Genomic DNA, 14700 nt, shown 5'->3' with positions numbered 1-14700 from the left:
AATTATTTTGTTAATTTTTCGTTAAACCTTTTCTGATTGATTGAGTCTAAAGATTTATAAAATAATTTATGGCAGTATTAAGGACAATTCTCTTTACCGTATTTTCAGTTTTTTTTATTCAATCAAATGCGCGTGCACAAGAAGATGTAACCATTGTAACAGGCGATTTAGAAACCTGGTCAAGAATTGGACTGGATTTAAAATTGAATAAAAAATGGTCGATGGGTATTGATCAGCAGCTCCGTTTGAAGCACAATTCGTCTTTAATAGATCAAATACTAACGGATATTGATGTCAAATATAAATTATCCAAACAATTCTATTTTGGCGCAGCCATTCGGTATATAGCAGATAGAAAATCCGATTTGAGTTATGATAATGATTTTCGTTATAATTTTGACTTAGGGTATAAGCATAAAATGGATCGTTTTTCATTGGACTATCGCTTGAGGTATCAAAATAAAAATGAAATTGGACTGAGTAAAGCTTTGGGAGATGAAGCAATTCATGGTTTAAGATTTCGATTGAATGCCGAATATGATTTTAAGGACTGGAAATTAGATCCTTATTTTTCGACGGAAATATTTTCTGATCCATCACATTTTAGAGATGGATTGAGTAAAGCCCGATTCACTTTAGGTACAGATTATTCCATTATTAAATCAGGAAAATTAGGTGTATTCTACCGAATAGAAAGAGAAATAGGAGAGACTTATCCTAAGACAACCTATATCGTTGGTGCAAAATTTACTTATACAATTAAAAACAAATCAGATAAATGAGAAGTGTCAGATATATCTTAATAATCAGCGTCAGCATATTAATGAGTGCTTGTTATAAAGAGCAAATAATCACGCCTGGAAGTGGTTTAGCTGATTGGACAATCACGACACATTCATCCAATGCCCCCGTTGATTATGAGGTTGTTTTCCCACAAAATAAGGTCAACCGATTAGACATTACTATAGATGCTGATGATTGGGCGGTTATGCAAGATGATATAGAGGATTTATATGGGTCAGTGTCGACTGGTGGAGGTGGCCCAGGTGGCGGTGGTGGAGCTCCTGGCGGAGCAGGTGAAATTTCTTTTGCTGAAGAAAATCCGGTTTACGTACCGTGTAATATTGAGTTTAATGGAAAAAACTGGTATTATGTTGGTATTCGTTACAAAGGGAATTCTAGTTTAAGTGCATATAGTTCAGGGGTGAAGAAACTTCCTTTCCGACTCGAATTCGATCAGTTTGCAGATGATTACCCTGAAATAACAGGGCAAACATTTTATGGTTTTCCTGCATTGTCGATGAGCAGTAATTATGAAGATGTTTCTTTTTTAAGAGAGAAAGTCGGTTGTGATATGTTTAGAAATTTTGACGTTCCAGCACCTTATTCTGCCTTTTATGAAATGTATGTTGATTATGGTGATGGGCCTGTATACTTTGGTTTATATACGGGTGTTGAGATTGTATTTGAGACCTTGCTAGATACACAATTTGGCAATAATACTGGCAATTGTTATAAGCCCGAAGATGATGGGGCAACTTTCTCTACTGCAGGATTCAATTTGAAAGATTTTGAGAATAAAACGACTGGTGGAACAGGAGAAGCGGACATTCAAAACTTATATGATATTTTACAATCGTCAACGCGCACGAGTGATACAGCGGCATGGAAATCTGAGATGGAATCGGTTTTTGATGTTCAGGTATTCTTAAAATGGCTTGCTGTCAATACAACGATTCAAAATTGGGATACTTACGGTAGAATGTCACATAATTATTATCTCTACAATAATCCAACAAATAATCTCATTAATTGGATCCCATGGGATAATAATGAAGCCTTTATGGATGGGGGCATGGGCGGAGCCTTATCATTTGAATTTAGTGAAATCAATGCAACAGATTGGCCATTAATTAAATATATATTAAGTATACCTGGTTATGAGGCAAATTTTAAAACCCATATTTTAAGTTTTATTGAGACAACATTTAAACCTTCAACAATGGAAGCTTATTATTCAGATTTGGAAAATTTAATAAGTACATCAGTCAATGCAGAGACACCCGATTATTCCTTTTTAAGCAATGCAAGTGAATTTAGTTCGGCGATATCTCAGTTGAAAATACATGTAAATAATAGAGAATCTATTGCAAGATCTTACGCCGAGTAAAATTCAGCACGAGTCACGGTTCATGTTCATTATTAATGGCTTTCAAAATAAAGGTTTTAAAATTATGCTAAGCTTATATTAAACTTAGTATATTTTTAATTTATTTTTTAGCAACATGAAAAGAATTTTATACATTTGGTTCGTATTTGTTATAATGCCTAGTGAAAAAAATATATAATTCTATGACATTTAGCCTAAATAAGGGCCTCAGATTGTCATTTAATAAAAGTGTTATTTCTAAATGTCTAGAAATCGCTTATTCTTCACACTTATTTATTAGTTTTATAGAACGTTTAAATTTTCTAATGCCATTGAGAGTTTAGCATAGCTATTACCTAATTCGAAATTTAAAATAAATATAAATAATTACTAAAAAATATAATGCAGACAAAATACATCGATTTAATTCAACAAACTTTTGATTTTCCGCAAGAAGAATTTAAAGTAAAAAATGGTGAGTTAACTTTTCACGATATCGATTTATCGGGGCTTATTAAAGAATATGGTACGCCGTTGAGATTTTCTTATTTACCAAAAATATCTTCGAATATTAATTTGGCAAAATCGTGGTTTAAATCGGCCATTGAGAAAATAGGATATGAAGGTCAATATAATTACTGCTATTGTACAAAATCATCACATTTTTCGCATGTTTTAAATGAGGCATTAAAGAATGATATTCATTTAGAGACTTCGTCGGCATTTGATATTAATATTGTCGAAAAACTTGTAGATGCGGGAAAAATAAGAAAAGATCAGTATATCATTTGTAATGGTTTTAAACGTGCACAATACGTTGAAAATATAGCGAGAATCATCAATAAAGGTTTCAGAAATACGATGCCAATTATTGATAATTATGAAGAGGTAAGTTTATTGGATCAACAAATAGAAGGGGCTTATAAAATAGGTATCCGAATTGCATCAGAAGAGGAGCCTAAATTTCCATTTTATACAAGTAGATTAGGGATAGGTTATAAAAATATCGTTAACTTTTACAAAGAAAGTTTGGCGAATAACCCGAAAGTGGAGTTGAAAATGTTACACTTCTTTATCAATACAGGTATTAAGGATAATGCTTATTATTGGAATGAATTGTCAAAATGTTTGAAAGTATTTTGTGAATTGAAAAAAGTTTGTCCTACTTTAGATAGCCTAAATATTGGCGGCGGATTCCCGATTAAGAATTCGTTAAGTTTTGAGTATGAGTATGAATATATGATTGAGGAGATTCTTTTGCAGATTAAAGATGTTTGTACTGAAAACAATGTTTCAGTGCCAAATATTTTTACTGAATTTGGATCGTTTACTGTTGGTGAAAGTGGTGGTATAATTTATGAAGTATTGTACCAGAAGAAACAAAATGACCGTGAAAAATGGAATATGATTAACTCATCATTTATTACAACATTGCCAGATTCATGGGCGATTAATAAACGTTTTGTTATGCTGCCTATCAACCGTTGGGAGAGCAGATATGAACGTGTTTTACTTGGTGGTTTGACTTGTGATAGTGATGATTATTATAATTCCGAACAACATATGAATGCTATTTATTTACCTGTATTTAAAAAGGATGATCCTTTGTATATTGGGTTCTTTAATACTGGAGCATATCAAGATAGTATCGGTGGATTTGGAGGTATACAGCACTGTTTAATTCCACAACCAAAATATTTAGTGATTGACGAAAATCACAATGTTAAAGTATTTTCAGAGCAACAAAAATCTGAAGAAATGTTATCAATTTTAGGCTATTAAATTATAAATTATAAAATGAGCAAGAAGAAGAATTACGCTGGAATTCCTGATGAATTTGCAACTTTAGAAAACTCAAAAGTTGTATTGATTCCAGTACCTTATGACGGAACTAGTACATGGCAAAAAGGAGCAGATAAAGGCCCTGAGGCTTTTTTAGAAGCTTCTGAGAATATGGAACTTTACGATATCGAAACCGATTCGGAAGTCTATAAAAAAGGAATTTATTTATCCGACCCTGTACTTGAAAAATCTTCTCCAGAAGCAATGGTTGATGAGGTTCACCGTGTAACAAAGGATTATATTCTACGGAATAAATTCGTAACTTTATTCGGAGGTGAACATTCTATTTCAATTGGTTCTATCAGAGCGTTTAATGAAACATTTGATGACTTAACAGTATTACAAATTGATGCACATGCTGATCTTCGTAAAGAATATGAAGGTTCGACTTGTAATCATGCTTGTGCGGTTTATGAAGCGAGTAAGAATACGAACCTAATTCAAGTAGGCATTCGAAGTATGGATGCGGTTGAAAAATTGCCAATGGATATGGAGAAAGTGTTTTTTGCACATGAAATGGCACAGGACGAATATTGGGGCGATAGTGCTATTGAATTAATGACTGAGAACGTCTTTATAACAATTGATTTAGATGCTTTCGATCCTTCATTAATGCCTTCTACTGGAACACCTGAACCAGGAGGTTTGTTTTGGTATGAAACACTTGATTTCTTGAAAAGTGTTTTTAGAGAAAAGAATGTTGTAGGTTTTGATATCGTTGAGTTATGTCCTAATCCTAATGAAAAATCATCTGATTTTTTAGCAGCAAAATTATACTATAAAATGTTGTCATATAAATTTAATTCTAAACCTGAATTGGAAGATTAGTCTTCTAATAAAATATATAAAAATAGAGCATGATGGCTAAAGGAGCGATTTCTCAATTTATTGAAAAGTATTATTTGCATTTTAACTCTGCAGCATTAGTCGATGCAGCGAAAGGTTATGAAGCGCAATTGGCAAAAGGTAGTAAAATGATGGTAACCCTTGCTGGTGCCATGAGTACTGCCGAATTGGGTAAAATATTTGCTGAAATGATTCGTCAAGATAAAGTTCAAATTATATCTTGTACTGGAGCAAATTTAGAAGAGGATATTATGAACTTGGTGGCTCATTCGCATTATAAGCGTGTACCTAATTATCGTGATTTAACGCCGCAAGATGAATGGGATTTATTGGAGAAAGGCTTAAATCGAGTTACGGATACTTGTATTCCAGAAGAAGAAGCATTTAGAAGGTTACAAGTACACATTCACAAGATTTGGAAAGAAGCAGAGGAGGCTGGTGAACGTTATTTGCCGCATGAATATATGTATAAGATGTTGTTGTCTGGTGTTTTGGAAGAACATTATGAAATCGATTTAAAGGATAGCTGGATGTATGCTGCCGCTGAGAAAAATTTACCAATTATCTGCCCAGGTTGGGAGGATAGTACAATGGGGAATATTTTCGCTTCTTATGTCCTTAAAGGTGAACTTCAAGCAAGTACAATGAAGTCTGGAATTGAATACATGACTTTTTTAGCGAAATGGTATACGGATAATTCTGATAAAGGAATTGGATTCTTCCAAATTGGTGGAGGAATTGCAGGAGATTTCCCTATCTGTGTCGTGCCAATGTTATATCAAGATATGGAGCAAACAGATATTCCTTTCTGGAGTTATTTCTGTCAAATATCCGATTCAACAACAAGTTATGGGTCTTATTCTGGTGCAGTACCAAATGAGAAAATTACTTGGGGTAAGTTAGATATTGATACACCTAAATTTATTATTGAATCTGATGCGACAATTGTTGCACCACTAATATTTGCGTATCTATTAGATATGTAATTCGAATAGAAATTAAATGAAGGCCGACTTGCGTTTAGCGTATAGTCGGCTTTTTTTTATGCAAAGAAAAGAACTTGAAACAGTATAGCTATTTCGAATTAAAAAATTCTACAGCTCAATATAGCTGTATCATCGACATAGTTTTTTGCACCACGCCAATCGTCCAGTTTACTGAATACAATTTCATTTAAATCTTCCATTGATAATGGGGAGAAACTTTTTACAATCTTCGTCAACCGATCTGTTTCAAATTGCTCTTCAACGCTGTTCTCTAACTCAACTACACCATCAGTATAAAGAATCAACGTTGTATTTTTCTTTATCTCTACTTCTGCACTATCCAGAAAAGGTAGTTCCTGAAGCATCCCCAAACCAATACAGCCTTTATTTAAGAAATTAGTTTCATTCCCATGAATTAAAATCGGCCAGTTATGTCCTGCATTGATGTATTTTAACTTTCTAGATTTTGCATTGTATTCAGCAATGAAGAAGGTGATAAATTTTTCACCTTTAGCACTTGTATAGACTTGCTTGTTTAATTCCAATATAAGGCTTTCTAAGCTCAATCTCTGGTAGTTATACAAAGTACGAACGGTTGCTTGAAAATTTGCCATTAGCATCGCTGCAGAAATTCCTTTACCAGAAACATCTGCTATACAAACAATAAATTCGTCCTTATTAATTCGAATATAGTCGTAGTAATCTCCGCTCACTTTGTGGTGAGAAAGATATTTAGCAGAGATATCAATTTTATTATTCGACGGTAAATCCGAGGGGAATAATAAACGTTGCATTTCTGAAGCGACTTCTAATTCTTGTTTTACTCTTTCTTGTTTTATACTCTCGTTAGCTAATCTTTTATTTTCAATTGCAACAACAATAATATTGGTTAAAGTTTGTATAAAATTAAGGTTGTCATAAGCCGTTTTGGAATTCTCATTCTTTAAACCAGCCAAGAATAAATATGCCAAAGGTTTGTCTTTGTGTAAAACGGGAATGATGACATCAAAATTGTTCAATGATGTTTTATGAGACGATTCTATAACAGTAATCGACTTAAATTTCAGGATATCCTTTTCAATATTGATGTCCTTAATTTTACCTTTAACACCTACTTTTGAAATGATTTTCCAATCATCTTGTAAGTTGTATAAAACGAATTTTCGCAGATGTAATTGCTCTTTTAAAATGAAATTATAGATTTCTAAAAGCTCCTCTACAGGTTTATTGTAATTAATAGATTTGGTTATCTCTAATAATGAGTTTAATTTAAATTCGTTTGGATCAATCGCCTCTCTAATTCTTTTATATTCCTCTATTCCCATTCCTTATAAGGTTTCTATAATAGATGGCAATCTTTTAAAAGCTGCCAATTCCTTAAATTTCTGTCTAGCCTCGCCACAAGGAGATCCGAAATAAGTTTTGCCTTCTTCTAAATCTCCACCAACCCCTGATTGTCCAAGAACGGTAACCCTGTCGTGAATCGTAATATCACTCACAACACCAACCTGTCCCCAAAGCGTAACATGGTTTTTAATCGTTACACATCCTGCTATACCTACATTGGCTGCAAATAAACAATGCTCACCAACAACAGTGTCATGACCGACATGTACTTGATTATCAATCTTTGTTCCTTTTCCAATGATAGTATCTCCTGTTACACCTCTGTCAATTGTTGTCAAGGCACCAATTTCAACATCGTCTGCCAAAATAGTCCTACCAACAGTTAACAACCGATCATAGCCCGTATCCTTTTTCTTATAATAAAAAGCCGAATGTCCAATCACACTATTTGGTCCAACAATAACATTGTCTCCTATTACTGTGAAATCACCTAAAACAGCCCCACTATGTATTGTACAATTGTTTCCAATCTCTACATTGTGACCTATAGATACATTGGGATAAATATTCGTGTCCGTTCCAACTTTAAAATTGTCGCCAACAGGATTGCTCCATGCGATGCTCGGTCTAAAATGATTCGATATTTGATTAAAAGTATCGAATGGTTTTTCAGAAATAATTAGGCCTTTTCCAGGAGGAACTTCTACTTCTTCATTGATGATAATTACATCAGCAGCACTTTCAAGTGCTTTCTTATAATACTTCGGATGGTCAACAAAAACTATTTCACCGGATTCAATTTTATGAATCTCGTTAATGCCTGTAATAATTAAGTCCGGATCACCAATAAATTTGGCCCCTGTTAATTCAGCTATTTCTTTTAATGTTTGCGTTTTTGTAAACTTCATCTTGCTGCAATATTATCCAAGATAAAGTTACAGGATATTAGGGTCCCTTTTTGTGGAGTTACTGGTAATTATCAATAAAGAATTGTTAATGAATACGGTTAAAGTTGGACATCTTTAATTGGTTTGGACAATAATATCCCAATCAAGAAAACAAAAATTGAAACAAGCACTGCTACATTAATCCAGATTCTAAATTCAGCAGCTGTCCAATTGGCGATGAAGAAAAGAATTAAAAAGGCATCCGCTATTAAAACAAGAAAGGCGCAAATCTTTGTGAAGCTTAATCCTTTTTTTGTCCAGTTTAACAGGTTCAGTTGAACGATCAATATATATAGAATTCCAGCACTAAATAGCAGGTTATAAGAGGTTGTAAAAGGTAGAAATTCGAAGCTAATTAAGAAGGAGAATAAAATGATTGCTAGTCCAAAACCTAAAGTTAGATTTTGTTGTGTTTTTGAAATATCAGTTTTATTATTCGCTAATAAATAAGCGCCTGAAAAAATGATTAAACCGGTAGTCGAAAAAATGAGTGATTTTAAATAAGATGCTTTAAAATCGATGCCTTGAAACATTAATGCAATAATGAAATACAAGGTGATGCATCCCGAAACTATTGCTAAAACTCCAATTAATTTGGCTTTCATACAAGGTTAATTTTGTTTTAAAGTTACAATTAATCTGTTAAAATCGGGGATGGCTTTTTATCAATTTCCCATTTAAACCCTTTTAGATATAAATCTTTTGGTTTCACCTGTTCAATTGGGGTAAAAACACTGGTTGGTATATCTAAAAATGCGATACTGTTTATTTCTTGTTCGAGGAAACGCAGGACAATAATATTGCAATCCACTTTGTTCATCCCCATCAGTACTTTTTTATCGGGAGTTAAAGTGTCTTTTGATTCTTCACTCACAAAATAAAGTGTTTGCGCATTTGTCTCCACTCTTATTTGTTCGATATTACTCGAGTCGAGTTTTGCTTTCATGTATTTGCCTTTAACTTGGTCGTAATGTGTCGAATCAAATTCGCTGATGATCATTGCGTTCTCAAAAAGTTCCATATTATGGAATTTATTATCATAGTAGGCACTTAAAATGGAGTCTGCATATAGTTGCCTATTTTCATTCCATATAATCGGTGATTTATGCAGTTTTAGAATCGAATCCGGTTCGCTATAGTAAGCAGAATCGCAACGAACGAATAATCCTTGATTGTAAATCACGACATTGTTTTCAATGACTGTCTTTTTATTTTCGGTTAAAGTATCTTGATAATAAGTAATCGTATCGCCTCCAAGATAGAGGGTGTCCTTTTCACTATAATTTAAAATTCGAGCATTTTCTTTTAAGATGATCTGTTCGTTATTCTTGATCTTATAGAGATAGTCAGATAAGAATTTAACCTGCTCTGTACTGTCGTAAAGATTAACGTTACAAAATCCTTCACCAATATCTTTCGTTTGATTAAAGATTAAACTATCGGCATAAAATCTACGTCCAGGTTCTAAAATAGTGGCGCCATTCCATAATTGTACATCGTCCGTTTTGGTGAAATAATTACCGCGCGAACATTCGACAGTAGAAGAGTCGAGTAGGATTGTGGTTGGTCCGTGAAAATGAGCACTCTCTTCAAGTGTCCTGAATTCAAGCGTGTCTGAAAATAGTTCGTATTTTTCGTCAGTCACATGAACGCTATCCTTGAAAAAAAATGTTTTATTCGTCGAGTAATAATAACCTTTTTTAGAAGTTAATGTGAGGTCAGAATTTACAGTTGTAATCGTTGCCCAATTTTTATATTTCCCAATAGAAGAATTGCTATTATATTCCAATGAATCTGTTAATAACAGATATTCTTTATCTCTAAAACGAACATTGCTGATTAGTTTAGAGATTTTAGTTTTTCCATCGTATTTAAGGGAGTCGCAATATAGGTTAACGGTATCAGCCTGATTGATTTGCACTTTTCCGTAAGCGTGAATTAAGTCTTTATCTCTAAAATACAAGGCAGAGTCACAAAAAAGTCGGGTAGTGCCGTGTTTAAATTCGACATTACCCTTAGCGACTGTAGTGTTCTCGTGTTTTATCGAATTAGTAACGTTTTTAGCAAAAACTAATTCTATAGCATTGTCATTCTGTGCAAAAGTATTTTGCCCCAAACAAACGATGCAAAGAAAAAGCATCGATATGAGTATGTGGCTACTTTTGTACAAATTAGTTTCTAATAATGGTTTGATCACGATCAGGACCAACAGAAACTATGCCAATTGGCGTATTCAATTCTTTTTCTAGGTATGCGATATAATCTAGAAAAGCTTTTGGTGCCTCATCTAAACTTTTAATTGATGTCAAATCTTTCTTCCAGCCTGGTAAAGCTTTGTAGATAGGTTTGATTGTAACCGCGTCAATATCGTAAGGTAGGTAATCGTGTTTTACACCATCAATTTCATAATGTGTACAAACCAATATCTCATCGAATGTATCTAAAACATCCGCTTTCATCATTGATAAATTTGTTGCTCCGTTGATCATTACAGCATATTTTAATGCTGGTAAATCAATCCATCCACATCTTCTATCTCTACCAGTTGTAGCACCATATTCAAATCCGATTTTACGTAAGCTTTCGCCAACTTCATCGTTTAATTCAGTAGGGAAGGGGCCACTTCCAACTCTTGTACAGTAAGCTTTGAATATTCCGATTACTTCACCAATTTTATTTGGAGCAATACCTAAGCCAGTACAAGTACCTGCGGTTACTGTATTTGAAGAAGTGACATATGGATAAGTACCAAAATCAATATCCAATAACGTTCCTTGTGCACCTTCAGCCAATATTTTTTTGCCTGAATTTAAAGCGTCGTTCAAATATTGTTCGCTATCAATTAGTTCAATTTTACTTAAGAATTCAAGCGCTTCAAACCATTTTGATTCCATTTCTTTTAAGAGATCATTGTATTCATAATCACCTAAAATTCCTCTGTGTTTTTCAACCAAAGTTTCGTAACGTTCTTTGAAGTTCGACAAACGAGTGTCTCCCATTCGAATTCCATTTCGACCAGTTTTATCCATATAAGTTGGACCGATACCTTTAAGTGTAGATCCAATTTTCTTATGACCTTTTAACTCTTCAGAATATTTATCTAAAATTCTGTGAGTTGGTAAAATTAAATGCGCTTTTCTTGAGATAATCAAGTTTTTTTCAACTTGAACACCTTTCGCTTCCAATGCTTCAATCTCAGCACGTAAAGTTACAGGGTCAATCACTACACCATTTCCAATTACGTTCATGGTGTTTTGTCTAAATATTCCAGATGGAATTGTATGCAAAACTTGTTTTTGTCCGTCAAAAATTAAAGTGTGACCAGCATTTGGTCCACCTTGAAATCTAGCGATTATATCATAATCAGGAGTTACAACATCAACAATCTTTCCTTTTCCTTCATCTCCCCACTGCAATCCGAGTAAAACATCAACTTTCATAGTTTGTTTTTTAGCGATTATTTAAAAATAAAAAACCACTACGTTATATTTAAAACGTAATGGACGTTATCGATAAATAAAATTTTAATTTTTAAAACTTAATACTGCTTCTTCAATTGAATTTGCAATATTAAGCACTGTATTTAATTTAGTAAGCAAAAGTAGTTGATTAATTTTATCTGAGATATTAACAATCGTTAAATCTCCTCCTGCATTACGTGTTTTTGTTAACATTTTAATCAAAGCGTTTAATCCTATACTATTTAAAACTTTTACGTTTTCAATATTTAGGATAAGATTCACGCTTCCTTTTGCTATTAAAGCATCAGATATTTCATATAATTCGTCAAAATCTGTCGTTATCATTCCTGATCCGCTCAAGCTGATTTCAACAGCATCATCGTGATTTTTTGTATTTACTGTAAAACTCATTTTACTGGTTTGTCAAGTTTTTCTCCGTAGAAATATAATGAATGGTGATGAATCTTCACATTAAACAACTCTTCAACAGTCGCTTTAATTTTTTCAATTCTAGGATCACAAAACTCTATCACTTCACCTGAGTTGGTGCAAATAACATGATCGTGTTGTTGATAACCATGCGATTTTTCAAACTGCGCAATATTATTTCCGAATTGGTGCTTTCGAACCAAGTCTGCATTCAATAATAAATCAATCGTATTGTATAAGGTCGCTCGACTTACACGGTAGTTCTTTTGCTTCATCTTTACATATAAAGACTCAATGTCAAAATGCCCCCCTTGTGCATAAATCTCTGCTAAAATAGCAAAACGTTCAGGCGTTTTACGGTGTCCGTTCTTCTCTAAAAAAATAGAAAATATTCCTTTTACCGTATCCTGCAATTGTTCATTATTCATAGCACCTCCTTAAAGCAGTAAAGATAATGATTTTCTGTTAGGTATATGTCGTTTCTAGATTCTTTCGACAGTTTTGACACCATCAATTTGTTCAAACTTAAGAATCAGGTCATCCAATTGTTCTGTATCGAATACGAAAAGCATTATTTTACCTTCAAAAATACCATCTGTAGATTCGAATGAGATGGATTTCATATTAACAGAGAGTTGTCTCGAAATAAGGTTCGTAATATCGTTAACAATCCCTATATCGTCTATTCCTGTTATGGTTAAACCACATAAACGTTCTGTTAATTGATTGCTTTTCCAATTCGCTTTAATTATTCGGTAAGCATAGTTTGACATCAACTGCGTCGCATTCGGACAATTGGTTCGGTGAATTTTAATGCCTTCAGAAACGGTAATGAATCCAAAAACACTATCTCCTGGAATTGGATTACAACATACGGCAAGTTTATAATCAAACTCTTTAAAGTCTTCGCCAATAATAATTGTATCCTTCTTACTATCTACACCACTTACAATTTGTTTAAGTGACTGGTTACCGCTATTTGTTTGTGACGATTTAGCTTCAACAAAATTCTTATTGTCAACTTCTATTTCTTTAAGCTTAGATAGGTTTATCTTGCCTTTAGAAATTTGAAAGTACAGTTCCAATGGGCGATGAACTTTATAAAAACTGGCGATAATTTCAATATTGCCACTCGTCCATTTTACATCCAATTGGCGTAATTTTCTTTTCAGAATTTCTTTTCCATCACTTGCTAAACGCTTTTGCTCATCCTTTAAAGCCGTTTTTATTTTTGATTTAGCACGTGCTGTCGCAACAAATTTTAACCAATCTTCTTTCGGTTTTTGTTTTTTAGAACGGAGAATTTCAACTTGATCTCCACTTTTTAACACATGACTTAGCGGCATTAGTTTTCCATTGACTTTTGCGCCAATACAAGTAAGACCAATGTCTGTATGAATATCAAATGCAAAATCAAGCGTCGTTGAGTTTTTAGGTAAAACCCTTAAGTCTCCTTTTGGTGTGAAAATATAGATTTCATCACTGAAAAGATTCATTTTAAAATCATTGATAAATTCCTCTGCATCTGCATCAGGATTTTCTAATAATTCTCGAATTTCACCAATCCAACGATCGAAAGTATTGTCAACAGAATTATTGTCTTTGTACTTCCAATGAGCGGCATAACCTTTTTCGGCTATTTCATCCATCCTTTTACTTCTAATCTGCACCTCAACCCACTTACCAGTAGGACTCATAATTGTGGTGTGCAAAGATTCATAACCATTTGCTTTTGGAATAGAAATCCAATCTCTTAGCCTATCAGGATTTGGTTGATAGAAGTCTGTTACGATACTGTAAATTTTCCAAGCATCCGCCTTTTCATTTTCTACTGGTGTATCGTAAATAATACGAATAGCGAAGATGTCATAGATCTCATCAAAAGTGATGTTTTTATTCTGAATTTTTTTGAATATCGAAGGAATGCTCTTGGTACGCGCTTTAATGCTAAAATTAAAACCTGCCTTATCAATCGCTTCTTTGATAGGATTCATAAATTGTCGAATGAATCGATTTCTTACAGCTGCCGTTTTCTCTAGCTTTAATTCTAACTGCGTATAAATTTGAGGTTCCTTATATTTAAAAATAATTTCTTCAAATTCATTCTTGATCGTATTAAAACCTAATCTATGTGCTAATGGCGCATATAAGAATTCTGTTTCCGAAGCAATTTTTAATCGCTTATCTGGACGCATAGAATCTAACGTACGCATATTGTGCAAACGATCGGCAATTTTGATAAATGCTACACGCAGATCGTCAGAGATCGTTAAAATTAACTTTCTAAAATTTTCTGCTTGTATAGAAATATTATCATCAAAAACCTCAGGTATTTTAGTTAAACCATTAATGATCATTCGAACTTTTAGTCCGAACATATCTTCAATATCTTGTAGTGTTATATCGGTATCTTCTACCGTATCATGCAATAATGCACATACAATTGCTGTTGTTCCCAAACCCATTTCCTCTGCACAAATTCTTGCCACTGCAATCGGATGGAAAATACAAGGTTCTCCAGATTTACGACGCATTTCTTTATGTGCCTCTAAAGCAACATTAAAAGCACGACGAATTAGTTTAGTGTCTTCTTTATTTCTAATATTTTTACTTGCACGCAATAAACCACGATAGGCATTTAAGATCTCTTCTCGTTCTTGTTCTAGATTTATTTCTTTTGTATTCGTATTCAT

The 14700-nt window shown here is 33.5% G+C and carries 13 protein-coding genes; 5 read left to right on the top strand and 8 right to left on the bottom strand.

What is annotated here, in order from left to right:
- The first annotated feature begins 68 nt into the window (after positions 1-68).
- The 5 genes from T367_RS0107675 (at position 69) to T367_RS0107655 (ending at position 5823) form a co-directional block, all read left to right on the top strand.
- Positions 69-782 carry a DUF2490 domain-containing protein gene (locus tag T367_RS0107675; RefSeq protein WP_027419321.1) on the top strand — a complete coding sequence of 238 codons (714 nt, stop codon included), beginning with the start codon at positions 69-71 and terminating at the stop codon, positions 780-782.
- Positions 779-2170: a CotH kinase family protein gene (locus T367_RS0107670; RefSeq protein ID WP_027419320.1), complete on the top strand. Its 1392-nt coding sequence runs from the start codon at positions 779-781 to the stop codon at positions 2168-2170. The genes T367_RS0107675 and T367_RS0107670 overlap by 4 nt, the downstream gene beginning before the upstream one ends.
- Positions 2171-2551: 381 nt before the next feature.
- On the top strand, positions 2552-3931 hold the full coding sequence (locus T367_RS0107665) for a type III PLP-dependent enzyme domain-containing protein (protein WP_027419319.1): 1380 nt from the start codon (positions 2552-2554) through the stop codon (positions 3929-3931).
- 15 nt (positions 3932-3946) lie between these two features.
- A complete protein-coding gene (gene speB / locus T367_RS21745) occupies positions 3947-4819 on the top strand; it encodes an agmatinase (protein ID WP_051568435.1) in 873 nt (290 codons plus the stop codon).
- Between the two features lie 29 nt (positions 4820-4848).
- Positions 4849-5823, top strand: a complete 975-nt coding sequence (locus tag T367_RS0107655; RefSeq protein WP_027419318.1) for a deoxyhypusine synthase family protein — start codon at positions 4849-4851, stop codon at positions 5821-5823.
- A 98-nt stretch (positions 5824-5921) separates the two neighbouring features.
- Here the strand turns inward: T367_RS0107655 and T367_RS0107650 are convergent, their stop codons facing one another.
- The 8 genes from T367_RS0107650 to T367_RS0107615 form a co-directional block, all read right to left on the bottom strand.
- On the bottom strand, positions 5922-7148 hold the full coding sequence (locus tag T367_RS0107650) for a GAF domain-containing SpoIIE family protein phosphatase (protein WP_051568434.1): 1227 nt from the start codon (positions 7146-7148) through the stop codon (positions 5922-5924).
- Between the two features lie 3 nt (positions 7149-7151).
- Positions 7152-8078 carry a UDP-3-O-(3-hydroxymyristoyl)glucosamine N-acyltransferase gene (locus T367_RS0107645; RefSeq protein ID WP_027419316.1) on the bottom strand — a complete coding sequence of 309 codons (927 nt, stop codon included), beginning with the start codon at positions 8076-8078 and terminating at the stop codon, positions 7152-7154.
- Between the two features lie 98 nt (positions 8079-8176).
- Positions 8177-8722: a hypothetical protein gene (locus T367_RS0107640; RefSeq protein ID WP_027419315.1), complete on the bottom strand. Its 546-nt coding sequence runs from the start codon at positions 8720-8722 to the stop codon at positions 8177-8179.
- A gap of 29 nt (positions 8723-8751) precedes the next feature.
- Positions 8752-10233, bottom strand: coding sequence for an OstA-like protein (locus T367_RS0107635; protein WP_027419314.1), 1482 nt, complete (start codon positions 10231-10233; stop codon positions 8752-8754).
- Between the two features lie 55 nt (positions 10234-10288).
- Positions 10289-11557, bottom strand: coding sequence for an adenylosuccinate synthase (locus tag T367_RS0107630; protein ID WP_027419313.1), 1269 nt, complete (start codon positions 11555-11557; stop codon positions 10289-10291).
- Positions 11558-11641: 84 nt separating this feature from the next.
- Positions 11642-11989, bottom strand: coding sequence for an STAS domain-containing protein (locus tag T367_RS0107625; RefSeq protein ID WP_027419312.1), 348 nt, complete (start codon positions 11987-11989; stop codon positions 11642-11644).
- On the bottom strand, positions 11986-12435 hold the full coding sequence (locus T367_RS0107620; RefSeq protein WP_027419311.1) for a Fur family transcriptional regulator: 450 nt from the start codon (positions 12433-12435) through the stop codon (positions 11986-11988). The genes T367_RS0107625 and T367_RS0107620 overlap by 4 nt, the downstream gene beginning before the upstream one ends.
- A gap of 54 nt (positions 12436-12489) precedes the next feature.
- Complete coding sequence (locus tag T367_RS0107615) at positions 12490-14700, bottom strand: RelA/SpoT family protein (protein WP_027419310.1); 2211 nt, start codon at positions 14698-14700, stop codon at positions 12490-12492.

This window comes from Crocinitomix catalasitica ATCC 23190, assembly GCF_000621625.1.
GTDB lineage: Bacteria > Bacteroidota > Bacteroidia > Flavobacteriales_D > Crocinitomicaceae > Crocinitomix > Crocinitomix catalasitica.
The sequence above is the reverse complement of the archived record's forward strand: the minus strand, read 5'-3'. Positions and strand labels throughout refer to the sequence as shown.

Coding starts and splice junctions, on each gene's coding strand:
- T367_RS0107675 (WP_027419321.1), top strand. CDS start 69: ATGGCAGTATTAAGGACAATTCTCTTTACCGTATTTTCAGTTTTTTTT.
- T367_RS0107670 (WP_027419320.1), top strand. CDS start 779: ATGAGAAGTGTCAGATATATCTTAATAATCAGCGTCAGCATATTAATG.
- T367_RS0107665 (WP_027419319.1), top strand. CDS start 2,552: ATGCAGACAAAATACATCGATTTAATTCAACAAACTTTTGATTTTCCG.
- speB (WP_051568435.1), top strand. CDS start 3,947: ATGAGCAAGAAGAAGAATTACGCTGGAATTCCTGATGAATTTGCAACT.
- T367_RS0107655 (WP_027419318.1), top strand. CDS start 4,849: ATGATGGCTAAAGGAGCGATTTCTCAATTTATTGAAAAGTATTATTTG.
- T367_RS0107650 (WP_051568434.1), bottom strand. CDS start 7,148: ATGGGAATAGAGGAATATAAAAGAATTAGAGAGGCGATTGATCCAAAC.
- T367_RS0107645 (WP_027419316.1), bottom strand. CDS start 8,078: ATGAAGTTTACAAAAACGCAAACATTAAAAGAAATAGCTGAATTAACA.
- T367_RS0107640 (WP_027419315.1), bottom strand. CDS start 8,722: ATGAAAGCCAAATTAATTGGAGTTTTAGCAATAGTTTCGGGATGCATC.
- T367_RS0107630 (WP_027419313.1), bottom strand. CDS start 11,557: ATGAAAGTTGATGTTTTACTCGGATTGCAGTGGGGAGATGAAGGAAAA.
- T367_RS0107625 (WP_027419312.1), bottom strand. CDS start 11,989: ATGAGTTTTACAGTAAATACAAAAAATCACGATGATGCTGTTGAAATC.
- T367_RS0107620 (WP_027419311.1), bottom strand. CDS start 12,435: ATGAATAATGAACAATTGCAGGATACGGTAAAAGGAATATTTTCTATT.
- T367_RS0107615 (WP_027419310.1), bottom strand. CDS start 14,700: ATGAATACGAATACAAAAGAAATAAATCTAGAACAAGAACGAGAAGAG.